Source organism: Billgrantia sulfidoxydans (assembly GCF_017868775.1).
GTDB lineage: Bacteria > Pseudomonadota > Gammaproteobacteria > Pseudomonadales > Halomonadaceae > Halomonas > Halomonas sulfidoxydans.
Genome location: NZ_CP053381.1, coordinates 990,664 through 1,011,900, shown reverse-complemented (window position 1 = coordinate 1,011,900; position 21,237 = coordinate 990,664). Strand labels below are relative to the sequence as shown.

At 69.0% G+C, this 21,237-nt stretch carries 25 protein-coding genes; 7 read left to right on the top strand and 18 right to left on the bottom strand.

What is annotated here, in order from left to right; translation table 11 throughout:
- Nucleotides 1-88 precede the first annotated feature (88 nt).
- Nucleotides 89-1,900, bottom strand: a complete 1,812-nt coding sequence (gene dnaG, locus HNO51_RS04890; protein ID WP_197449887.1) for a DNA primase — start codon at nucleotides 1,898-1,900, stop codon at nucleotides 89-91.
- A gap of 143 nt (nucleotides 1,901-2,043) precedes the next feature.
- On the bottom strand, nucleotides 2,044-2,259 hold the full coding sequence (rpsU, locus tag HNO51_RS04885; protein WP_010629611.1) for a 30S ribosomal protein S21: 216 nt from the start codon (nucleotides 2,257-2,259) through the stop codon (nucleotides 2,044-2,046).
- Between the two features lie 223 nt (nucleotides 2,260-2,482).
- Between rpsU and tsaD the strand changes: the two genes are divergently transcribed.
- Nucleotides 2,483-3,520 (top strand): tRNA (adenosine(37)-N6)-threonylcarbamoyltransferase complex transferase subunit TsaD, encoded by a 1,038-nt coding sequence (tsaD, locus tag HNO51_RS04880; RefSeq protein ID WP_209538620.1) that lies wholly within the window; start codon nucleotides 2,483-2,485, stop codon nucleotides 3,518-3,520.
- Here tsaD and plsY read toward each other — a convergent pair.
- A complete protein-coding gene (plsY, locus tag HNO51_RS04875) occupies nucleotides 3,517-4,107 on the bottom strand; it encodes a glycerol-3-phosphate 1-O-acyltransferase PlsY (protein WP_422674253.1) in 591 nt (196 codons plus the stop codon). The genes tsaD and plsY overlap by 4 nt on opposite strands.
- A gap of 135 nt (nucleotides 4,108-4,242) precedes the next feature.
- Here plsY and folB point away from each other — a divergent pair, with 135 nt between their 5' ends.
- The gene (gene folB, locus HNO51_RS04870; RefSeq protein ID WP_209538619.1) at nucleotides 4,243-4,611 is read left to right on the top strand and encodes a dihydroneopterin aldolase; all 369 of its coding nucleotides are present in this window, start codon (nucleotides 4,243-4,245) and stop codon (nucleotides 4,609-4,611) included.
- Nucleotides 4,608-5,117 (top strand): 2-amino-4-hydroxy-6-hydroxymethyldihydropteridine diphosphokinase, encoded by a 510-nt coding sequence (gene folK / locus HNO51_RS04865; protein WP_209538618.1) that lies wholly within the window; start codon nucleotides 4,608-4,610, stop codon nucleotides 5,115-5,117. Before folB ends, folK begins: the two co-directional genes overlap by 4 nt.
- A gap of 25 nt (nucleotides 5,118-5,142) precedes the next feature.
- Here folK and HNO51_RS04860 read toward each other — a convergent pair whose 3' ends face one another.
- Genes HNO51_RS04860 through HNO51_RS04825 form a run of 8 tightly spaced genes read right to left on the bottom strand, consistent with a single transcriptional unit; the run spans nucleotide 5,143 to nucleotide 12,967 of the window.
- A complete protein-coding gene (locus HNO51_RS04860; protein WP_209538617.1) occupies nucleotides 5,143-6,282 on the bottom strand; it encodes a tRNA nucleotidyltransferase/poly(A) polymerase-related protein in 1,140 nt (379 codons plus the stop codon).
- Nucleotides 6,279-6,614: a thiosulfate sulfurtransferase GlpE gene (gene glpE, locus HNO51_RS04855; protein ID WP_197449882.1), complete on the bottom strand. Its 336-nt coding sequence runs from the start codon at nucleotides 6,612-6,614 to the stop codon at nucleotides 6,279-6,281. Before glpE ends, HNO51_RS04860 begins: the two co-directional genes overlap by 4 nt.
- A 30-nt stretch (nucleotides 6,615-6,644) precedes the next feature.
- Complete coding sequence (locus HNO51_RS04850; RefSeq protein WP_209538616.1) at nucleotides 6,645-7,472, bottom strand: symmetrical bis(5'-nucleosyl)-tetraphosphatase; 828 nt, start codon at nucleotides 7,470-7,472, stop codon at nucleotides 6,645-6,647.
- 60 nt (nucleotides 7,473-7,532) lie between these two features.
- On the bottom strand, nucleotides 7,533-7,931 hold the full coding sequence (gene apaG, locus HNO51_RS04845; RefSeq protein WP_209538615.1) for a Co2+/Mg2+ efflux protein ApaG: 399 nt from the start codon (nucleotides 7,929-7,931) through the stop codon (nucleotides 7,533-7,535).
- Entirely contained in the window at nucleotides 7,928-8,740 is an 813-nt protein-coding gene (gene rsmA, locus HNO51_RS04840; RefSeq protein WP_209538614.1) for a 16S rRNA (adenine(1518)-N(6)/adenine(1519)-N(6))-dimethyltransferase RsmA, read from the bottom strand. The genes apaG and rsmA overlap by 4 nt, the downstream gene beginning before the upstream one ends.
- A gap of 24 nt (nucleotides 8,741-8,764) precedes the next feature.
- Entirely contained in the window at nucleotides 8,765-9,820 is a 1,056-nt protein-coding gene (gene pdxA / locus HNO51_RS04835; protein ID WP_209538613.1) for a 4-hydroxythreonine-4-phosphate dehydrogenase PdxA, read from the bottom strand.
- A gap of 5 nt (nucleotides 9,821-9,825) precedes the next feature.
- Nucleotides 9,826-10,494 carry a SurA N-terminal domain-containing protein gene (locus tag HNO51_RS04830; RefSeq protein WP_197449877.1) on the bottom strand — a complete coding sequence of 223 codons (669 nt, stop codon included), beginning with the start codon at nucleotides 10,492-10,494 and terminating at the stop codon, nucleotides 9,826-9,828.
- A gap of 49 nt (nucleotides 10,495-10,543) precedes the next feature.
- The gene (locus tag HNO51_RS04825; protein WP_209538612.1) at nucleotides 10,544-12,967 is read right to left on the bottom strand and encodes an LPS-assembly protein LptD; all 2,424 of its coding nucleotides are present in this window, start codon (nucleotides 12,965-12,967) and stop codon (nucleotides 10,544-10,546) included.
- A 137-nt stretch (nucleotides 12,968-13,104) separates the two neighbouring features.
- Between HNO51_RS04825 and HNO51_RS04820 the strand changes: the two genes are divergently transcribed.
- The 3 genes from HNO51_RS04820 to HNO51_RS04810 are packed head-to-tail and all read left to right on the top strand — an operon-like array spanning nucleotide 13,105 to nucleotide 15,287.
- Entirely contained in the window at nucleotides 13,105-14,145 is a 1,041-nt protein-coding gene (locus tag HNO51_RS04820) for an aminoglycoside phosphotransferase family protein (RefSeq protein ID WP_209538611.1), read from the top strand.
- Nucleotides 14,142-14,807: an N-acetylmuramate alpha-1-phosphate uridylyltransferase MurU gene (gene murU / locus HNO51_RS04815; RefSeq protein ID WP_197449874.1), complete on the top strand. Its 666-nt coding sequence runs from the start codon at nucleotides 14,142-14,144 to the stop codon at nucleotides 14,805-14,807. Before HNO51_RS04820 ends, murU begins: the two co-directional genes overlap by 4 nt.
- A 60-nt stretch (nucleotides 14,808-14,867) precedes the next feature.
- The gene (locus HNO51_RS04810) at nucleotides 14,868-15,287 is read left to right on the top strand and encodes an OsmC family protein (protein WP_197449873.1); all 420 of its coding nucleotides are present in this window, start codon (nucleotides 14,868-14,870) and stop codon (nucleotides 15,285-15,287) included.
- Between the two features lie 69 nt (nucleotides 15,288-15,356).
- On the opposite strand, the gene HNO51_RS04805 is transcribed toward HNO51_RS04810, so the two are convergent.
- The 7 genes from HNO51_RS04805 to phaR form a co-directional block, all read right to left on the bottom strand.
- Nucleotides 15,357-15,962: a DNA-3-methyladenine glycosylase family protein gene (locus HNO51_RS04805; RefSeq protein WP_197449872.1), complete on the bottom strand. Its 606-nt coding sequence runs from the start codon at nucleotides 15,960-15,962 to the stop codon at nucleotides 15,357-15,359.
- Between the two features lie 9 nt (nucleotides 15,963-15,971).
- The gene (gene coq7, locus HNO51_RS04800; protein WP_197449871.1) at nucleotides 15,972-16,616 is read right to left on the bottom strand and encodes a 2-polyprenyl-3-methyl-6-methoxy-1,4-benzoquinone monooxygenase; all 645 of its coding nucleotides are present in this window, start codon (nucleotides 16,614-16,616) and stop codon (nucleotides 15,972-15,974) included.
- Between the two features lie 141 nt (nucleotides 16,617-16,757).
- On the bottom strand, nucleotides 16,758-17,102 hold the full coding sequence (locus tag HNO51_RS04795; RefSeq protein WP_197449870.1) for a histidine triad nucleotide-binding protein: 345 nt from the start codon (nucleotides 17,100-17,102) through the stop codon (nucleotides 16,758-16,760).
- 44 nt (nucleotides 17,103-17,146) lie between these two features.
- Nucleotides 17,147-18,019, bottom strand: a complete 873-nt coding sequence (locus tag HNO51_RS04790) for a phosphoribulokinase (protein WP_197449869.1) — start codon at nucleotides 18,017-18,019, stop codon at nucleotides 17,147-17,149.
- On the bottom strand, nucleotides 18,019-18,459 hold the full coding sequence (locus HNO51_RS04785) for an acyl-CoA thioesterase (RefSeq protein ID WP_197449868.1): 441 nt from the start codon (nucleotides 18,457-18,459) through the stop codon (nucleotides 18,019-18,021). The genes HNO51_RS04790 and HNO51_RS04785 overlap by 1 nt, the downstream gene beginning before the upstream one ends.
- A 50-nt stretch (nucleotides 18,460-18,509) precedes the next feature.
- Entirely contained in the window at nucleotides 18,510-19,805 is a 1,296-nt protein-coding gene (purD, locus tag HNO51_RS04780) for a phosphoribosylamine--glycine ligase (RefSeq protein WP_197449867.1), read from the bottom strand.
- 136 nt (nucleotides 19,806-19,941) lie between these two features.
- Nucleotides 19,942-20,424, bottom strand: a complete 483-nt coding sequence (gene phaR / locus HNO51_RS04775; RefSeq protein WP_197449866.1) for a polyhydroxyalkanoate synthesis repressor PhaR — start codon at nucleotides 20,422-20,424, stop codon at nucleotides 19,942-19,944.
- Nucleotides 20,425-20,518: 94 nt separating this feature from the next.
- Here phaR and HNO51_RS04770 point away from each other — a divergent pair, with 94 nt between their 5' ends.
- Nucleotides 20,519-21,232 carry a 16S rRNA (uracil(1498)-N(3))-methyltransferase gene (locus tag HNO51_RS04770; protein ID WP_209538610.1) on the top strand — a complete coding sequence of 238 codons (714 nt, stop codon included), beginning with the start codon at nucleotides 20,519-20,521 and terminating at the stop codon, nucleotides 21,230-21,232.
- The last annotated feature ends 5 nt before the right edge of the window (nucleotides 21,233-21,237 follow it).

Below are 21,237 nucleotides of genomic sequence, written 5' to 3'. Positions count from 1 at the left end.
GTGTGTTAGTTTAAACGGTTATGCCGTCTGCGCCTTGACCGCCATACTCCTGTGTGGGGGTGAAGCGCGGGGAAAACAACCCCACCGCTCAGCGCGCCAGCTCGACCAGCAACTCCTGCAGGCGCCGCCTCGCCTCCAGCGAGAGCCGCTCGCCCCCGCGCTCCCTCGCCAGCAGTGCCTCGAACTCCTCCTGCGGCGACTGGCGCTGGCGATGACGCACGAGATAGTCGACCAGCCCCTCCAGCTCCTTGCCTCGCGCCTCGCGGGGAATCAGCATCTCGCGCCGCGCCAGGCGAGCCAACCGCTCGCCCTGAGCGCTGCCCTGGAAATGGGCCAGCACCACCTGGGGGCTGCGGTAGCGTCCGGCACGCAACAGCCGGACCAGCTCGCGGCATAGCGCGGCATCTCCCTCTCCCTCGGGGCACCAGTCGTCCTCGGCGGGCAGGCGGTCGACCAGCGCCGGCTCGTGCACCAGCAGCTGCAGCACGCGCGCCACCAGTCCCAGCGAGCCCTCCCTGGCCGGCGCATCGCCCGGCATCCCCTGCCCGACAGGAGCGGCCGCAGGCGCGACATTCGGCTCGACCGGCGCCCCCTCGTCCACCGCCAGGAGCGCTTCGAAGCGAGACGGATCGACACCGGTGCGCCGCGCGAGTTCCCCCAGCAGCACCGTCTGCAGCATGCCCCGCGGCAGGCGGCTCGCGGCCTTGAGCACCTGGCTGGCGAAACGCTCGCGCTCCTCGACTCGCCCCAGGTCCCGGCCCCGCGCCGCCTGGTCGAACAGGAACTCCGACAACGGGCTGGCACAGGTGATCCGATCTTCGAAGGCCTCCGGTCCTTCGCGGCGCACCAGCGTGTCCGGATCCTCGCCTTCGGGCAGGAACAGGAAGCGCGCCTCGCGCCCGTCGATCATCTGCGGCAGCACGGTTTCCAGCGCGCGACTGGCCGCCTGGCGCCCGGCCTTGTCACCGTCGAAGCAGAACACCACTTCATCGACCATGCGAAACAGCCGTGACAGGTGCTCCTCGCTGGTGGAGGTGCCGAGGGTGGCCACGGCGTTGCGGATGCCGAACTGGGCCAGCGCCACCACGTCCATGTAGCCCTCGACGATGACCACCCGCTCCAGCCGCGGGTTGGCCTGCCTGGCCTCGAATAGCCCGTAGAGTTCACGCCCCTTGTGGAACACCGGCGTCTCGGGGGAATTGAGGTACTTGGGCTTGGCATCACCCAGCACCCGGCCGCCAAAGGCGATGGTACGCCCGCGCACGTCGCGGATCGGGAACATGACCCGGTCGCGAAAGCGGTCGTAGGTCCGCCCGCTCTCCTCACGCTGCACCAGCAGGCCGTACTCGACCTGCACCGCCTCTGCAATGTCGCGGGCGCTCAGGTGGCGCTTGAGCGCCTCCCAGTCGTCCGGGGCATAGCCAATGCCGAAGTCGCGCTGCACCTCCTCGGAGAGACCGCGCCGGGCCAGGTAGTCCCGCGCCGCCTGCCCCTCGGCCATCTTCAGCCGCTCGCGATAGAAGCTGGCCGCGAGCTCGAGCAGGTTGACCCCTTCCTGACGCTTGCGTTCCCGCGCCTGGGCACGTGGATCGTCGTCGCCTTCGCGCGGCACCTCGAGCCCCAGCCGCGACGCCAGCTGCTCCACCGCCTCGGGGAAGCGCAGCTTGTCGTACTCCATCAGGAAGCGCAGGGCGTTGCCATGGGCACCACAGCCGAAGCAGTGGTAGAACTGCTTGTCGGCGCTGACGGTGAAGGAGGGCGTCTTTTCCTGATGGAAAGGGCACAGGCCGGAATAGTTGCGCCCGGCCTTTTTCAGCTGTACCCGCTCGCCCACCACTTCGACCACGTCGACGCGCGCCAGCAGGTCATCGATGAAACGCTGAGGGATCTGGCCGGCCATGCAGGTCTCGCCACCTCCCGTCGGGGTGATGGAAACAGGGAGAGGAACGGGTCGTGAAAGACAAGCGGCCACCTGACGGCAGCCGCTTGGTCATCCTTCCGGAAGCACCGATGCCCAGGGCGTCGGCACTCCCCGAGTACGGATCAATAGAGCCGTTCGAAACGCTTGCGCTCACGCTGAAGCTTCTTGGCGTGACGCTTCACCGCGGCGGCCGCCTTGCGCTTGCGCTCTGCAGTCGGCTTCTCGTAGTGCTCGCGACGACGCACCTCGGAGAGAATGCCGGCTTTTTCACAGGAACGCTTGAAGCGACGCAGCGCGACGTCAAACGGCTCGTTATCACGTACTTTGACAGAAGGCATTAAGCACTCACCTACCTTAGAATCTTGAGTTCGGTTAGAACGCACGCCCTCTAACACACCACACCGCCGTTGGCGACAGGCCTGCCGGGCGCACGACCCAATTGTACAGCGCACGATAGTTTAGTCGGCGCTGCCAAGCATTGCAAATTCCAGCGACCGAAAGCGGGATGGCGGCGCCCCGATTTGTTAGAATGCCGGCTTTCACGCCTCACGAGCCTGCACCATGCGAGTCCTTGGCATCGAGACCTCCTGCGACGAGACCGGCGTCGCGATCTACGACACCGACCGCGGCCTGCTGGCCGACGCCCTCTACAGCCAGATCGCCATGCATGCCGAGTACGGCGGCGTGGTGCCTGAACTCGCCTCCCGCGACCATACCCGGCGCCTGCTGCCGCTGATCCAGCAGGTACTCGATGATGCCGGCCTGGCCCGCGGCGAGCTGGACGCCATCGCCTATACCGCCGGGCCGGGGTTGGTCGGGGCGCTGATGGTCGGCGCCAGCACCGCGCACGGAATGGCCCGCGCGCTGGACATCCCGGTACTCGGGGTGCATCACATGGAGGGCCATCTGATGGCGCCCATGCTCGAGGCGTCGCCGCCCGACTTTCCCTTCGTCGCGCTGCTGGTCTCCGGCGGCCATACCCAGCTGGTCGAGGTCCGGGGCCAGGGCCGCTATCGCCTGCTGGGCGAGTCGGTCGACGACGCCGCCGGCGAGGCCTTCGACAAGACCGCCAAGATGCTCGGCCTGGCCTACCCCGGCGGCCCGCAGGTGGCCGGGCTGGCCGAATCGGGCGATCCGAAGCGCTTTCGCTTCCCGCGACCGATGACCGATCGCCCGGGTCTCGACTTCAGCTTCTCGGGGCTCAAGACCCATACCTTGACCACCCTGCGCCAGCTCGACCAGGCCGGCGAGCTCGACGAGCAGGCGCGCGCCGACGTGGCCCGGGCCTTCGAGGAAGCGGTAGTGGATACCCTGGTGATCAAGTGCCGCCGGGCGCTGGACGACACCGGCCTCAAGCGGCTGGTGATGGCCGGCGGGGTGAGCGCCAACGCGCGCCTGCGCGAGCGCCTGGCCCACGAGGCCGAGAAGCGCGGCGTACGGGTCTACTACCCCCGCGGCCGCTTCTGCACCGACAACGGCGCCATGATCGCCCTGGCCGGCGCCCGCCGCCTGCTGGCCGGGGAGCGCGACGCACTCGGCCAGATGAAAGCGGTGCCGCGCTGGCCGATGGAGACCCTCGCGGCACCGACCGGCACCTAGAGCCCCGGCTCGTCACCGTGGCGCAGCCGATGGATGTTGAGCAGGTGCCGCACCAGCACCAGAGCGGTGAAGGCCATCACGACCCACACGTAGTCCGGCGCCAGCCACAGGCTGGCCAGCGGGGCGATCCCGGCACTGGCCAGGGATGCCACGGCGGCCGTACGCACTCGCCAGGCCAGCAACGTCCACAGCGCAGCGCAGCACAGCGCCACCCAAGGCGTCAGCACCAGCAGTACACCGAAGGCGCTGGCCACCGCCTTGCCGCCGCGGAAGCGATGCCAGGGCGGGTAGCTGTGCCCCAGCAGCACCGCCAGCCCCACCGCCCCCTGGGCCCATGGCGCCAGGCCCAGCCCCATGGCCAGCCACAGCACAGGCATGCCCTTCACGGCGTCGAGCAGCAGGGTCGCCGCCGCCAGCCGCCGCCCATGCAGGCGCAGCACATTGGAGAAGCCCGGGTTGCCCGAGCCCTCCCGGCGAGGATCGCCGACGCCCGCCAGGCGGCAGATCCACAGCGCCCCCAAGCAGGAACCGCTGACGTAGCCCAGCAACGCCAGCCCCAACAGCAGCAGTAGCCCTTCGACCGTCACCCGGTCCCGCCTCCCTCATGCGCCCATCGCTGCATGATGCCAGCCCCGGCGCCCCGGGGACAGCGCCATGGACCTGTCATTCCCCCACAGCGCTCAGTACAATCGGGCCTTCGTTTTTTCCGATGGGAGCCGCGCATGGACCGCATACTGATCGAGTCTCTCGAGATCGAGACGGTCATCGGCGTTTATGACTGGGAGCGCACCATCCGCCAGCGGCTGACGCTCGACCTGGAACTGGCCACCGACATCCGCCCGGCAGCGGCCGACGACGACCTGGCAAAGACGCTCGATTACGCCGCCGTCAGCCAGCGCATCGCCGGCTTCGCCGACGAGCACGACTACGCCCTGGTCGAGACCTTCGCCGAACGCCTCGCACAGCTGTTGATGCAAGAATTTGGCGTGCCCTGGCTGCGGCTGACGCTGCGCAAGCCGGGCGCGGTGCCAGCCGCCGCGGCCGTGGGCGTGCGCATCGAACGGGGTACTTGCCAGGGGAGCGCGCGATGACCCGCGTCAGCGTCAGCATCGGCAGTAACATCGACCGCGAGCACCATGTCCGCTGCTGCCTGGACCTCCTCGATGCCACCTTTACCGGTCTCGTCGTCTCGCGCGTCTACGAGAGCGAGCCCGTGGGCTTCGAGGATGGCCACAACTTCTACAACCTGGTGGCAGCGTTCGACAGCGACTGGTCGGTCGGAGAGCTGCAGGCCTGGTGCAAGCGTATCGAGCGGGACCACGGCCGACGCGAGGGCACGCCCAAGTTCAGCCCGCGCACGCTGGATATCGATCTGCTCACGGTAGGCGACCTCGTCGGCGAGCATGACGGCGTCATGCTCCCGCGCGGCGAGATCCTGCATCACGCCTTCGTGCTGCGGCCGCTATCCGAACTGCTGCCGGACACACCGCACCCCGTCGATGGGCGAACCTACGCCGAACTATGGTCGGCCTTCGACCCCGGCCAGCAGCGGCTGTGGCCGATCGCGTTCGATTGGCCGCGCGCGGCGCCGCGTTAACCGGCGCCAGCCCCACCGGCACGGCTCAGTCGCCCGACAGCTCCCGCACGAGGATGGCCCGGCGCCGGCGGGCCAGCTCCCGGCCCAGCTCACCGCCGTGAAAGCCCTCCGCCACCAGGCGCCTCGCCTCCAGTTGCGACACCGCCCGCCAGGCCCGCGCGAGCCGCTCGGCCAGGCCCGGGGCGTCCAGTGCCACCAGCGCGATCAGAGGTGGCACACGTTCGTCGCGCCGCCAGGCATCAATGCCGTCCAACCACGCTTTCACGTCGTCCGCGCCGGGCGCCGCCTGCTGGCGCAGCTGGCGGGTGAGCGCAGCCTGGCGCCCCAGGTCGCGATAGCGACGCGGCAGGCGCAGGCGCTCGGCCAGCGCCGCCTGGCGGGCATCACTAAGGTGTTCCACCAACCGCGCCCAGCGCCAGCGGGGGCGCTCCTCCTCGGACAGGTCGCCGGGCAACCTGGCGAGCCTCGCCAGCGCTCGCTCGAACGCCGCCTCCTCCTCGACGAGCTCCGGCATCAGGGGCGTCAGCGCGCCGCATTCGTGCAGGGTACGGAAGTAGACCGCCGGGTCCGCCTCCGCCAGGGCCTTCTCGGTCTCGGTCCAGACCCGCTCGGCAACCAGATGGGTGAGTTCGCCGCTCGTCGCGAGCTCGCCCATCAGCGCCCGTGTCTCGCCGGCAATGACGAAGCCGAGCCGGGCGTAGCGCGCTAGAAAACGCGCGGTGCGCAGCACCCGCAGCGGATCCTCGACGAAGGCCGGCGAGACATGGCGCAGCACCTTGGCACTGAGATCCTGCTGGCCGCCGTAGGGGTCGACCAGCTCCCCCTCCGGGGTCTCGGCCATGGCATTGATGGTCAGGTCGCGGCGGGCCAGGTCCTCCTCCAGCGTCACATCGGGGCTGGCGTGGACCTCGAAGCCCGTGTAGCCATGGCCGGACTTGCGCTCGGTACGCGCCAAGGCGTACTCCTCGTGAGTCTCGGGATGCAGGAACACGGGAAAGTCGCGCCCCACCGGGCGGAAGCCGCGGCGTTGCATCTCTGCGGGGGTCGCCCCCACCACCACCCAGTCGGTGTCGGCGGTGGGCCAGCCCAGCCGGGCATCGCGCACGGCGCCACCCACGCGGTAGACCTCGAGCCCTTCGGTCGAACGGTCGCGCGCTGCGCTCATGGGCCGCCACGCTCCACCCGTCCGGGCAGGCGATACTCCCACTCGCTGAAGCCGCCGTCGAGGCTGTAGACCTCGCTGAAGCCCTGCCCCGCCAGCCAGGCCGCCGCCTGCTGGCTGGAGTGGCCGTGATAGCACACCACCACCAGCGGACGTTCGCGGGGGGCCGCCTCGAACAGCGCGGCGACGCTGTCATTGTCGAGGTGGCGGCTACCGGGGATATGGCCGCCGGCGAAGCTCGTCGGATCGCGGATGTCGACCAGGGTGAGCGAGGTGTCGTTCTCGAGCCAGCGCTCGAGGGTGTCGATCGTCAGATGCTGGAATGGGGTTGCCATCGGGCCTCCCGAATTCGGTGGTGAGCGTGATCAGCGGCGCCGGCGACCGGGCACGCCGATGCGTTCGCCGGTGGTGAGGTTCAGCGCGGTGAGGCAGCCGCCCCAGACGCAGCCGGTATCCAGCGCCTCGGTGCGTACCCGGGCGCCCTCGGCACGCCCCTCCAGGGCCGCCCAGTGGCCGAACAGCAGCCGTACGTCATCGCGGCGAGGGTAGCGGAACCAGGGGGCGAAGCCCGCCGGGGCGCTGTCGAGCCCCTCCTTAGCGCGGAAATCGAGGCAACCGTCGGCATCGATGAAGCGCATGCGTGTCAGCACGTTGACGATGACGCGCAGGCGATCGATGCCGTCGAGGGAGGCCTGCCAGCATGACGGTTCGTTGCCGTACATGCGCTCGAGGAAGGCCCCGCTGCTTTCGCTGGCGAGCCGCGCCTCGACCTCCGCGGCCAGTGCGGCCGCCTCGTCCGCGGACCAGCGGGGAAGAAGCCCCGCATGGGTCATCAGCGTATCTTCATGGTCCGCAAAATCCTGGCGCACCAGCAACGGGCGCGACTGCAACCAGTCGAGCAGCGGCTCGCGGTCGGGGGCGGAGAGGATCTCGTCGAGGGTATCCTTGCGATTGAGCCGCGCCCCGCCGCGCGCCACCGCCAGCAGATGCAGGTCGTGATTGCCGAGCACGGTCGACGCCGCATCGCCCAGCGCCCGTACCTCACGCAGGCAGGCGAGCGACTCGGGGCCGCGGTTGACCAGGTCGCCGGCCAGCCACAGCCGGTCGCGGGCGGGGTCGAAGTCGATCCGCTCCAGCAGTTCGACGAACTCGGCGTGACAGCCCTGCAGGTCGCCGACGGCATAGACGGTCATGGCACTTTCCCTTGCGTCGCGTTGGATATCCGGCGGCCGAGAGCCCTCAGGCCGCCGACGTCAGTGTACCTGGTTGGGACCGGCCAGGCGGAAGGGGGCGATGGCGACCTCGAAGGGGCGCTGGCTGGCGGTGTCGACGCAGGTGTAGGCCCCCTCCATCACGCCGACCGGCCCGTCGAGAATGGCCCTGCTGGTGTAGCGGAAGGTCTGGCCGGGGCCGATCAGCGGCTGTTGCCCCACCACCCCCTTGCCGCGCACCTCCTGCACCTTGCCGCTGCCCTGGGTGATGCGCCAGTGGCGAGCCAACAGCTGGACGCTATGCTTCGAATGATTGTGTATCGTCACGGTATAGCTGAACACGTAGCGCGACTCGTCGCGAGAGGACTCGTCGTCGCGAAAGGCGGGCTCCACGTCGACCAGCACTTCCCGTTCCAAAGGCGTCTCCGGTACCTGGGTCATGGTGTCGTCTCCGTAGCGGCCAGATGATTGGCGATGCGGACGAATTCCTCCACCGCGAGGGTCTGGGGTCGCCGGGCGGGGTCGATGCCGAGTTCCGTCAGGGCCTCGTGCCCGACCAGCCCCTTGAGATTGTTGCGCAGGGTCTTGCGCCGTTGAGCGAACGCCTGGCGCACGACGCGGAACAATAGCGCCTCGTCCGCGGCCGGCCACGGCGGCTCGGCAAAGGGGGTCAGCCGCACGATGGCCGAGTCGACCTTGGGCCGTGGCACGAACGCCTCCGGCGGCACCGTGAACAGGTCATCGACGCGGCAGCGGTACTGGGCCATGACCGACAGCCGGCCCCAGTCGGCGCCGCCCGGCTTGGCAGCCAGGCGCTCGACCACTTCCTTCTGCAGCATGAAGTGCATGTCGGCGATGGCATCGCCGGCCTCGAGCAGATGGCCGATCAGCGGGGTCGAGATGTTGTAGGGCAGATTGCCCACCACCCGCAACGGCTCGCCATCGCCGCGCAGCGCCCGAAAGTCGAACTTCAGCGCATCGCCCTCGTGGACGACGAAACCGGGGTAGTTGAAGAACTGCACGCGCAGCCCCGGGACCAGGTCCCGGTCCAGCTCGATCACCTCGAGGTGGCCGCCCGCCGCCTCGATCAGCGGCTCGGTCAGGGCGCCCTGGCCGGGGCCGATCTCGACCAGCCGGTCGCCGGGACGCGGGGCGATGGCGCGCACGATGCGCGAAATGATGCCGGGGTCACGCAGGAAGTTCTGGCCGAAGCGCTTGCGAGCGCGATGAACCGGCGGGCGCGATGCCATGCAAGTGTCCTTGTCTGTCGTTCGTCAGGAAGCGGCCGCGATCGAGCCGCGGCGGGCCATCTCGGCGGCCAGCGCCACGGCGACCCGCAGGCTGCCCGCATCGGCCAGGCCACGGCCGGCCAGATCCAGCGCGGTGCCGTGATCCACCGAGGTGCGTATGATCGGCAATCCCAGGGTGACGTTGGCGGCTCGGCCGAAGCCGGCATACTTGAGCACCGGCAGGCCCTGGTCATGATACATCGCCAGCACGGCATCGACGCCGACGAGATGTCGCGGCGTGAACAGGGTATCGGCCGGCAATGGTCCGTCAAGCGCGAAGCCTTCATGGCGCAGGCGTTCGAGGCAGGGGGCGATCACCTCGATCTCCTCGCGGCCCAAGTGGCCGCCCTCCCCCGCGTGTGGATTGAGGCCGCACACGGCGATGCGCGGGGCCGTGACGCCGAACCAGCGCACCAGGTCCGCGTGCAGGATGCGCAGGATGCGTTCGAGGCTCGTTGCAGTGATCGCGTCGGCCACCTCGCGCAGCGGCAGGTGCGTGGTGGCCAGGGCCACCCGCAGCGCCGCGTTGCCTTGCCAGCCGGGCTGTCCGGCATGCAGGGCGCTGTCGCTGGCCAGCATCATCACCACCTCGTCGGCGCCGCAGGCGTCGCGCAGGTACTCGGTGTGGCCGCGGAAACCGGCGTGACCGGCATCAAGGATCACCCCCTTGTGCAGCGGCGCGGTGACCATGGCATCGGCCTGCCGCTCGCGGCAGGCCGCGATCGCCACGTCGAGGGTCTCGAGCACGTAGCCGGCGTTGGCCACGGCGAGCTCGCCCGGCCGGCTCGGCTCACGCAGCGCCACCGGCCATACCGGTAGCACGCCCAGGCGCGCTGCCGGCACCGGCTCGCCCGGCGCCAACGCGTGCAGCTCGACGTCGAGGCCGAGCCGCTCGGCACGCTCGCCCAGCAGTGCCGGATCGCCCACCGCCACGATCCTGGCCGAAGGAGCTTTCTCCAGCGCCAGCTGCAGGGTCAACTCGGGGCCGATACCGGCGGGCTCACCGCTGGTCACGGCCAATACGGGAGCGGGAAGCCGCATGGCGCTCAGCCGCCGCTGGCGAGTCGGTTGTCGACGAAGGCCTCGGCACGGATCTCCTGGAGCCAGGCGTCCAGGGCCTCGTTGGCCTTGCGCTGGAATACCATCTGGCGCGCCTGCTCGCGGCTCACGTTGCCGCCCTGCTGCTCAATGAAGCGCTCGACCTCGCGGTTGCTGACGTTGACCCGGCCGCCCACCTGGCGCTGGTGCAGCTCGCGCAGCAGCATCTCGCGCCGAATCTCCTCGCGCACGGTCGACATGCTCAGGCCGTCGGCTTCCAGCGCATCGGCGAACTGGTCGAGGGTCATGCCGTTGCTCTCGGCAATTTCGCGGATCTGACGGTTGAGGGCGGTATCGTCGACGCTGAGCCCGGCATCCGCCGCCATCTGCAGCTGGATCTCCTCGAGGATGACCTGCTCGAGCACGTGCTCACGCAGCATCGCTTCGGGCGGCAGTCCCTGTCCCTGGGCGGCAAGCTGGCTGCGCGCCTGCGCCATGCGCTCCTCGAGCTGGCTCTGCATGATGGCCTGCTGATTCACCACGGCCACGATGCGATCCAGTGACTGCCGCTGCACCGGCTGGAAGTCCTGCTCCTGGGCCAGTGCCGCCAGCGGCACGGCGCCCAGGCACAGGGCCAGGCCCAGGGCGCCCAGAATGGCGATAGGCGTTTTCCGCATGTCTCTCTTTCCTCTCATGATATCTCACTAGTGTGGCGTCCCGATCCCGTCAGAACGCCGTGCTGCGGTAGCCCGGGATGGCACGCTCGAAATAGTCGCCGGCATCGCCGCCGACCCCGCCCAGTCCCTTGAACACGAAGCGCAGGAAGATGCCGCGTTCGGTGGTGTCGTCCTCGATGGTGTTGGCGGTGTCGCTGTCCTCGACCCACTCGCGCCATACCAGCTGCACGCCATAGCAGCAATCGTTCCACTGCACGCCGGCCACCTGGTCCAGGCTGCGGCGGTTGGTGTGGTCGTACAGGAAGCGGCCGATGAGATCGATCCTCGGGTTGACCCGATAGGCGAAGGAGAGATCATACTCCTCGCGATCGTAGCCCAGGCGATCCTCGTCTTCTCCCGAAGGGTCGAACCCTTCGAGTTGCCAGCGATAGGCAAGGTTCAATACGTGCCCACGCGGATCGCGATAGGCGACGCCTACGCTGCTCCGCTCGGTGCGGCTGCGCTGCTCGTCGTAGAGCCACTCGTAGCGCGTGCTCCAGCGATCGGAAAGGCGCCAGTCGAGCCGCGTGACCACCGGCGAGCGATCCCGCGTCGCCTGGTAGAGGCGCTCCCCGCCGTCGGCACCCGGCGGAGGCAGGGTGTCGGGGTCGCCGGCCATGTCGATGGTGCGGTCGTCGAAATAGACCGCCTGCCCCATGCCGAGCGAGAAGCGCTCGCGGCCGCCGGCGTCCTCGAGGAAGCGGCTGCTGACCCCATAGGAGAGGCGGTTGAGGTCGCCGACGCGATCGGACCCCGAGAAGCGATGGGGCGACCAGAGCTGATTCCACGAGAAGGCGCGCTCGTCGCTGTCGAACTCGGGAAACTCGCTCTGGTCGCGGGCCGGCACATAGGCGTAGTTGAGCCGCGGCTCGAGGGTCTGGCGATACTCGCGCCCGCCGAGCTCGAGTTCGCGCTCGAACACCAGGCTGCCATCCACCGAGGCGACCGGTACCGCACGCTGCAGCGCGGTGTCGCGCTCGGTCTGGCGCTCGCCGTAGTCGAGGTCGTAGGCGGTATAGAGCCACTCCACCCGCGGCTCCAGGTGCCCCCATGTCTCGTCGAAGCGCCAGCCGGTGACCGGCGAGAGGTGCAGGCGGGACCCGACCGCCGCTTCGCGCAGCGGGACCCGGTTGCGATCCACATCGCGCCAGAAGTAGGTGACGTTGGAGCGCCACTGCTGGTACCACCCGCCCGACTGCGACCAGCGTGCGTTGGCAGCCAGGCTGGGCAGGCGATAGAAGGGTTTCTTGCGATCGAGCAGCGGATCGTCCAGCTTCTGGTAGCCTTGGGCACGCGCGTCGAGGTTCCAGACATCACCCCGATAATCGATCTGTGCCAGGCGGGGCATGTTGTTGGGGTCGTCGCCGAAGACACTGCCGAAATCGTCGAAGTAGCGTCCGTCGCTGGCTGCACCGTAGCGCAGGGCGTAGTTCGTGCGCGCGTCGAAGCGTCCGCTGTGGCGGTAATCGACGTACCAGCGCTCCTCCCCCTCGTAGCGACGCGTGCCCCCATCGGCACCGCCGCCGTCGCTGCCGAGATAGGCGCCTTCGATCTGCCCGGCATCGCTAGGAAAGAGGTAGCGATACTCGCCGGCGAGCAGCAGGCCGTGGTCGCTGATCCAGCGCGGCGTGATGGTGGCGTCATGGTTGGGCGCGATGTTCCAGTAGAACGGCTGGGCGTAATCGAGACTGTCGCTGGACAACCCCAGTGCCGGCCACAGGAAGCCGGTGTGGCGGCGATCGTCGATGGGAAAACGCACCCAGGGCCAGTAGAACACCGGGACGTTGCCCATCTCGAGGCGGGCGTGACGCGCGGTGCCGAAGCCGCTCTCGCGGTCGAGCACCAGGTCGCCGGTGACCAGCTGCCACAGGTTGCTGCCCGGGTCGCAGGTGGTGAAGCTCGCCGAGGTGAGCCGGTAACGGCCATCCTCGAGCCGTTCCAGCTGCAGCGCATCGCCGCGCAGATGCTGGTCGTGCACCACGAAGTGGGCCGCATCGATGCTGGCGGCATCGCTGTTCAGCGACACCTCGCCGGCCTCGCCGCGTACCAGCAGGTTGAGATCGCGCAGCGCCAGGGGACCCTCGGCGTAGGCCCGGTCACGCGCGGCCGGCACGTTCACGCGCGGCGATTCGAGCTGGCTGTCGCCGCGCCGCAGGATCACCTCGCCACCGAGGATGGTCTCGCCCTCTTCGCCGTAGTAGGCGCTGTCGGATTCGGAGCGAACCTGGCCGGGTTCGTCGGTAGCGGGCAGGCGGTATGCCGGCATCACGTAGACGCCGCGGCACAGCGCCTCGGCGGGACGGTCGTCGGCCCATGGTCGCCAGTCGAGCTGCCAGGCCGGCAGCGGCTCGAGCGCCATCGCCTGTGGCACGCCAAACGTCAGGCCGGATGTGATCAGGCCGGCCAACGCCGCGCCTGCATGTCGCTTGCCCATGGTCCCTCGATGTCCTTGGCGAAGAGAATCGGTATTATACAGACCGCACCCAGCCTGTCGTATGCGACTGACCGCTCAGCATGCGGCGGCGCCCCACGAGCGTCAACCGGCAACGCCCGGCACAACAAGGAGCCAGCATGACCTCGGCCGACACCGCGACGCGATTCGACGCCCTGCGCCGCTGGGCGGCAGCCCAGCACTGCCTGCCCGACGCGGCGCTCGACCTGCGCCTGGCCGCGGGCGACGCCAGCTTTCGCCGTTACTTCCGCCTGCGCCTGCCCGACGGCCGCACGCGCATGCTGATGGACGCCCCCCCTGCCCAGGAGGACAGCCGCCCCTTCGTCGAGATCGCCCGGCGTTGGCGGGCCGGCGGGCTGCCGGTGCCGGCGCTGCATGCAGTGGATCTGGAGGCGGGCTTCCTCGAGCTCGACGACCTCGGCGATACGCCGCTGCAGGAGCGCTTCGCCGGTAACGCGCACGCCGACACCCTGGCCTGGCACGAGCGCGCCATGGATCTGATCCATGAATTGCAGAACCGCGCCGCTCCCGACGCGCTGCCGGCCTACGATGCCGCCCTGCTTGGCCGCGAGCTGGACCTATTCCCCGAGTGGTGCCTCGGGCGCTGGCTCGGCCTGGCCCCGCCGCCCGGCTGGCTCGAACTGCGAAGGGCATTGATCGACTCCGCCCTGGCCCAGCCGGTGGTTGCGGTGCACCGCGACTTCGACGCCATGAACCTGATGGTGCAGGACGAGCGGCTCTACCTGATCGACTTCCAGGACGCCGTGGCCGGCCCCCTCAGCTACGACCTGATCTCGCTGCTGCGCGGCCGCTACTGCCGCTTCCCGGCGCCGCGCTTCGCCGCCTGGGTCGAGGCCTTCCGCCAGCGGGCGATTGCCGACGGCCGGCTGCCCGGTGCCACCACGAGCGGGACCTTCCAGCGCCAGGTGCAGGCCATGGCCGCCCAGCGTGCCCTCAAGGTGCTCGGCATCTTCTGCCGCCTGACCCTGCGCGATGGCCGCACCGGCTACCTCGAGCGCCTACCGCACTTCCTCGCCCACCTCGAGGCAAGCCTCGTCGCGCTGCCTGAGCACGAGCCCTTCCAGCGCTGGCTCGCCGACACCTTCCGCCCCGCCCTGGAGCGCCGTCTGGCGGGCCGTGCCGATCCGGAGACGACATGAAGGCGATGATTCTCGCCGCCGGCCTTGGCAAGCGCATGCGGCCGTTGACCGACCACTGCCCCAAGCCGCTACTGCCGGTGGCCGGCAAGCCGCTGATCGCGCACCACCTGGAGCGACTGGCGGCCGCGGGTATTCGCGAGGTGGTGATCAACGTCAGCTATCGCGCCGAACAGATCGTCGAGGCGCTGGGCGACGGCGACGCCTACGGCGTCCGCATCGCCTGGAGCCGCGAGGCGACCCCGCTGGAGACCGGCGGCGGCATCCGCCAGGCGCTGCCGCTGCTGGGCGGCGCCCCCTTCCTGCTGGTCAACGGCGACGTCTGGTGCGCCTTCGATCCCGCTGTCCTGCCGCCGCTCGGCGACGACCTGGCCCACCTGGTGCTGGTCGCCAACCCGCCGCATCATCCGGAGGGGGATTTTCACCTCGATTCCGCCGGCCGGGTACACGCCAGCGGCGAGCCGCGCCTGACCTTCTCCGGCCTCAGCCTGATCGACCCGGCGCTGGTAGCCGAACGACCGCCTGGCGAGTTTCCCCTGGCCCCGCTGCTGCGCGAGGCGATGAACGCCGGACGCGTCGGGGGTACCCATCACCGCGGCCGCTGGGTCGACGTGGGCACGCCCGAGCGTCTGGTCGAGCTGGATCGGGAACTGCGCCAAGGCTGAGTCACGCGCCGCACAGTGGTAAGCTGCCCGCATGAACGCTTCGATAAGGAAACCCTGCTCATGAAAGCCAGCGTCAAGTGGACCGATGGCCGCCAGTTCGTCGCCGAATCCGGAAGTGGTCACAGCGTGGTGATCGACGGCCCGCCCGATCACGGCGGACGCAATACCGGGCCGCGCCCGATGGAGATGCTGCTGATGGGCATGGGCGCCTGCACCTCCTTCGACGTGCTGGAGATCCTCGAGAAGTCGCGCGCCGGGGTGACCGACTGCGTGGCCACCGTCGAGGCCGAGCGCGCCGACGCGGTGCCGTCCGTATTCACCCGCATCCACGTCCACTTCACCGTCAGCGGGCACAATCTCAAGGAGAGCCAGGTCAAGCGCGCGGTGGAACTCTCGGCGGAGAAATACTGCAGCGCCTCGATCATGCTGGCCAAGGGCGGCGTCGAGGTCACCCACTCCTACAGCATCGTCGACGACTGACCTGTCGGACTCACCGCCCCGAACAGAAAAGGCCCGCGCATGCGGGCCTTTTGCGTCTCGTCGCAGCGGCTACACGGGCGGCGCATCGACGTGGCGCCACAGGTAGAGCGCCAGGTGCGAGCGGTAGGGAGCGAAGCGTGCCGCGGTGCGCAGCGTCTTGCGCCGAGGGCTGGTGAGGCGCGCGAGGGTCTTGCGCGCCGCCACGTCGCCCTCGGGCCAGACGTCGGGCTCGCCGAAGTAGAAGATGGAGATCATGTCGGCGGTCCACTGGCCCACCCCCCAGAGCGCGGTCAACCGCCGTGAGCGCTCGGCATGGTCCAGACGGCGCAACTCATCGGCCTCGAGCCGCCCGGCCCTGGCTTCCTCGGCGATCAGGCACAGCGCCCGCGTCTTGGCAGCGGAGAGGCCACAGCCGCGCAGCGTGTCCTGGTTCGGCTCGCTGAGGAACGCCATCAGCGGCGCGTCGCCGGCGGCATCGACGACTCGCGTCCAGATCGAGCGCGCCGCCTTCACCGACAGCTGCTGCCCCGCGATCGAGCGACACAGGCGCTCGGCCAGCGGTCGGCTGTCGTCGGCCCGGAGCGTGACCGGCCCTCCGCGCTCGAAGGCATCGGCCAGACCGGGGCTCAGCTCGCGAGCGACTTCGACGAAACGCAGATGGATCTCCTCGGACATGCCCGTCACTCAGATCCGATAGACGCTCTTGGTCATCACCTTCGACATCAGCGACATGCCGAACTTGACCGGCGCCGGGAAGCGCGCCCCGCCGGCTTCGAGCGCCAGCTGGGCGTGGTGCGCCTCGTCGATGGCCATCTGGCGCAGCACGGCACGCGAGCGGCGGTCACCCGCGGGCAGCTTGACCATGTGCTCCTCCAGGTGCTTGCCCACCTGCTCCTCGGTGGCGGCGACGAAGCCCAGGCTGATGCGGTCGCCGATGGCGCCGGCCACCGCCCCGAGGCCGAAGGAGGCGGCATAGAACAGCGGATTGAGCACGCTGGTGTGGCTGTCGAGCTCCTGCAGCCGATCGTCGCACCACGCCAGGTGGTCGATCTCCTCCTGTGCTGAGTGCTCCATCTGGCTGCGCACCTCGGGCAGCTTGGCGGTGCAGCCTTGGCCCTGGTAGAGCGCCTGGGCACACACCTCGCCAGTGTGGTTGACCCGCATCAGCCCCGCGGCGTGACGCCGTTCGTCGGCGGTCATGTCCTCGTCCCGGACATCCGCGGTGGCCGGCGAGGGGCGCGAGGCAACGGCCGCATGCGGCACCAGGGTACGCAATACCGTATCGAACTGATGGACCAGGTTGTCGGCATGGGAGTAGTGGCGGTTCATCTCACCCTCTTCCTGTTCGCGGCAAGCCGGAAGCGGCCGGCAGTCACGGCAACGCCACCCGCACTGGGGTGGCGTCGGTCATTGGGTGCACCTGATGCGTCGCACGCCTCGACGCGCGCGGCTTGCTCCGCATAGCGCCGGCTAGCCAGCCGGCCAAGTAAAGCGTCGACCGCCCATCAGGTGCATATGAATATGATAGACCGTCTGGCCGCCCTGGTCATTGCAGTTCATCACCACGCGATAGCCGGCCTCGGCGAAGCCGTGCTCCTCGGCCAACCTCGCGGCGACACGCGGCAACTTGCCGACCAGGGCCTGATCGTGTTCCTCGATGTCGTTGAGCGTGGCGATGTGCTGCTTGGGAATGATCAGGATATGCGTCGGGGCCTGGGGGTTGATGTCGTTGAACGCCAGCACCTGATCGTCCTCGTAGACGATGTCGGCCGGGATCTCGCGCTTGACGATCTTGCAGAACAGGCAGTCTTGCATCGGCTCGAACTCCTATCGATCAGCGGGTCGAATCCTGCGCTCCCTCAGCGGAAGCGGCGCTGGGCCAGCAGGTGGCGCACCAGCGGGGCCAGGATCAGCTCGATGGCCAGCGACATGCGCGCCCCCGGTACCACCAGCGTATGCGGGCGACTCATGAACGAATCCTGGATCATCGCCAGCAGCCACGGGAAGTCCACCGTCGAGGGGTCGCGGAAGCGGATCACCACGAACGACTCGGCGTCGTTGGGGATGTCCTGCACCTCGAAGGGGTTGGAGGTGTCCACCGTGGGCACGCGCTGAAAGTTGATGTGGGTGCGCGAGAACTGCGGCTGGATGTAGCGCACGTAGTCGTTCATGCGGCCCAGGATGGTGTCGATCACCGCCTCCTGGGAGTAGCCGCGCAGCTTGATATCGCGGTCGATCTTCTGGATCCACTCGAGGTTCATGGTCGGCGCCACGCCCACCAGCAGGTCGACATGGCGGGCGATGTCGTGCTCCGCCGTCACCAGCCCACCGTGCAGCCCCTCGTAGAACAGCAGGTCGGTGCCGCAGGGCAGCGGCTGCCATTCGGTGAAGGTGCCGACCTGGTGGCCGGCCTCGATCATCTGCTTGTCCTCGGCGTGGATATAGTGCCGGTAGGTGCCGGTGCCGTGCTCGCCGTACTCCTGGAACAGTACCTCGAGGCGGTCGAGCAGGTTGGCCTCCACGGCGAAGTGGGAGAGCTGGTCCTTGCGCTCGGGCTCCTCACGGAAGATGCGCGCCAGCTCCTCGCGGGTATAGCGATGAAAGGCATCGCCGTCGACGAAGGCGGCATGCACGTCCTCGCGGGCGAACATGCGCTCGAAGGTACGCTTCACCGTGGTGGTACCGGCGCCTGAGGAGCCGGTCACGGCGATGATCGGATATTCGCGCGACATCAGGCGTTCTCCGCTCCGGCGATGGCCTGCTGCACGGCGGCGGGAATGGCCACGCTGCGGCCCTGGGCCGGATCGATCAGGACGACGTTGAGGCGCGCCGTCGCCACCGGCCGGCCGCCCTCGGCGTGGCGCACCCGGTGATAGACGGCGATCGCCTTGCCGGTGGGCGCCGGCAAGGCGGTCTCCACCACCAGGGCATCCGGCCAGCGCGCCTCGGACTGGTACTGCACGGCGAGGTCGGCCACCACGCTGGGGTAGCCCCCCATATCCCATTCGCTCAGGCCGAGCGCGCCGAATGCCTGGGTGCGCGCCTCGTGGAGCAGCGACACCAGGGTATCGTGGCCCAGGTGCCGGCCGTAGTTCATGTCGGTGATGCGCACCGACAGCGGCTGCCGGTGCACGATAGCGGACTCGGGAAACTCCAGCTTGACTCGCTCCATGCCCACTCCCTGACGCTTGTTATCGTGTGATGCGGCCGCCTGGCTGTGGCTCAACCGGCCTGGCGCTCCCGGGCGATCGCCCGATAGGCGATGTCGCGACGGCACTGGGCGCCTTCCCAGCGGATCTCCGCCACGCCCTGATAGGCCAGGTCACGGGCCTGGGACACCCCCTGGCCCAGCGCGGTGACGCACAGCACCCGGCCACCGCTGGTCACCACCCGCCCCTGGGCGTCCTCGGCGGTGCCGGCATGGAACACCTTGCAGCCGGTCGCAGCAGCGGCATCGAGCCCCTCGATGACGTCGCCCTTGCGGTAGCTACCGGGGTAGCCGCCCGCGGCCATCACCACGCCGACGGCGGCATGGGAATCCCATTCGCAGGTGTGGCCGGCCAGCTCGCCGCGTGCGCCGGCCAGGCACAGCTCGGCCAGGTCGGACTGCAGGCGCAGCATGATCGGCTGGGTCTCGGGATCGCCGAAGCGGCAATTGTATTCGATGACCTTGGGATTGCCCTCGGCGTCGATCATCAGCCCGGCGTAGAGGAAGCCGCTGTAAGGGAGACCCTCGGCCGCCATGCCGTGCACGGTTGGCATGATCACCTGCTGCATGATGCGTTCGTGCACGCTCTCGGTGACCACCGGCGCGGGCGAGTAGGCCCCCATGCCGCCGGTGTTGGGGCCTGCATCCCCGTCCAGGGCACGCTTGTGGTCCTGGCTGGTGGCCATCGGCAGCACCGTGGTGCCATCGACCATGACAATGAAGCTGGCCTCTTCGCCCTCGAGAAACTCCTCGATCACCACGCGGGCCCCGGCATCGCCGAAGGCGTTGGCCTCGAGCATGTCGCGCACCGCCGCCTCGGCCTCGGCCAGGGTCATGGCCACTATCACGCCCTTGCCGGCGGCCAGGCCGTCGGCCTTGATCACGATCGGCGCGCCCTGCTCGGCGAGATAGGCCAGCGCCGGCTCGACCTCGGTGAAGGTGCGGTAGGCGGCCGTGGGGATGGCGTGACGCGCCAGGAAATCCTTGGTGAAGGACTTCGATCCCTCGAGCTGGGCGGCGCCCCGGGTGGGGCCGAAGATGGCCAGGCCGGCCTCGCGGAAGCGGTCGACCACGCCCTCGACCAGCGGCGCCTCGGGACCGACGATGGTCAGCGCGACATCCTCGTCGCGGGCGAACGCCAGCAGACGCTCCAGCTCGGTCGCCTCGATGGCCACGTTGGTCAGGCCCGGCTCACGGGCCGTGCCGGCGTTACCGGGTGCCACGAAGACCCGCTCGACGCGGGACGACTGGCCGACCTTCCAGGCCAGGGCGTGTTCGCGGCCACCGCCGCCGATGATCAGAACCTTCATCCGCTTGCTTTTCCTGTCTCTTGCTGCGCAGGCCCGCGAGTGGACGGGCCTGGTGTTCTGCTGGGAAGACGTCGCGGCATTATGGCAGAAAGCCGCCTGCTACGCTGCTTCGCTCGGAATGGGTGGCAAAATGCCCTTACTTGTCGCTGTCGTCGTTCTTGCCGGTCTTCTCCTTCGGCTCCGGCTTGCCGGGCTGGTTCTGGCCGATCGCCTGCTGCCAGAAACGCATGTTTTCCTCGGCCATCTCGCGCATCAGTTCCATCGGCGAGTGGCGCATGGCCTGCTGCCACTGGTCCTGCATGCGCTTCTGCTGCTCGAGCATCAGTTGGGTGCCCTGCTCGAGGTAGCGGGCCAGCGGCAGCGGCTGTGCCATGTCGTAGACGCGGATGAACTGGGCCAACAGGTCGTTGGAGAACACCTCGGCCTCGCCATCGGCCTGCTCCTGCTCGATGATGATCGACAGCAGGATGGTGCGGGTCAGGTCCTCCCCGCTCTTGGCATCCTCGACCCGGAACGGCTCCTCGTCGAGAACCAGGCGTCGCAGATCCTCGAGCGTCACATAGCGGCTCTGTTGGGTATCATAGAGCCTACGGTTGGCATACTTGCGAATCACGCGCACGATGGCACTCCTTGTTGGAAAGGCAAAACTGCCCTTGGCTGCTATTGTGCACCGCGCCACCGCCCTTGCAAATCGAAGCGACCAACGAGGCCCGATGAACCTGATCCTGCTGACCCCCGAGGAGATCCGCGACGAGCGCCTGGCGTGCCTGCGCGATCCGCGCCGCCTGCGCCACCTGAAGGAGGTGCACCGCGCCCGCGTGGGGGACCGCCTGACCCTTGGCGTGGCGGGGGGCGGCATCGGCCGCGGTGAGCTCACGCGGCTCAACGATGACGAGGCCCGCTTCACCCTCGACGGGCTCGACACGCCTCCCCCGCCGGCGCTGCCGGTACATCTCGTGCTCGCCCTGCCGCGCCCGCGCATGCTGGCCCGCAGCCTCGAGCACGTGACGGCCATGGGCGTTAAGCAGATCACGCTGCTGCATACCCGGCGGGTGGAGAAGAGCTACTGGCAGTCGCCCGAGCTCGATCCGGTCAAGATCCACGAGCATCTGGTGCTGGGGCTCGAACAGGCACGGGATACGGTGATGCCCGAGGTGAACCTGGCCAAGGGCTTTCGCCCCTTCGTCGAGGAGAACCTGCCGATCCTGCTCGAGGGCCGGCGTGGCCTGGTGGCGCACCCCGGCATGCCACAGGCGTGCCCGACGGGGCTGGGCGAGCCCGTCGCGCTGCTGATCGGCCCCGAGGGTGGCTTCATTCCCTACGAAGTGGAGCGCCTGCTCGACGCCGGCTGCGAGGGAATCCACCTGGGGCCGCGTATCCTGCGGGTGGAGACGGCGGTCGTCGCCCTGTTGGCACGCCTCTTCTAGCGGCG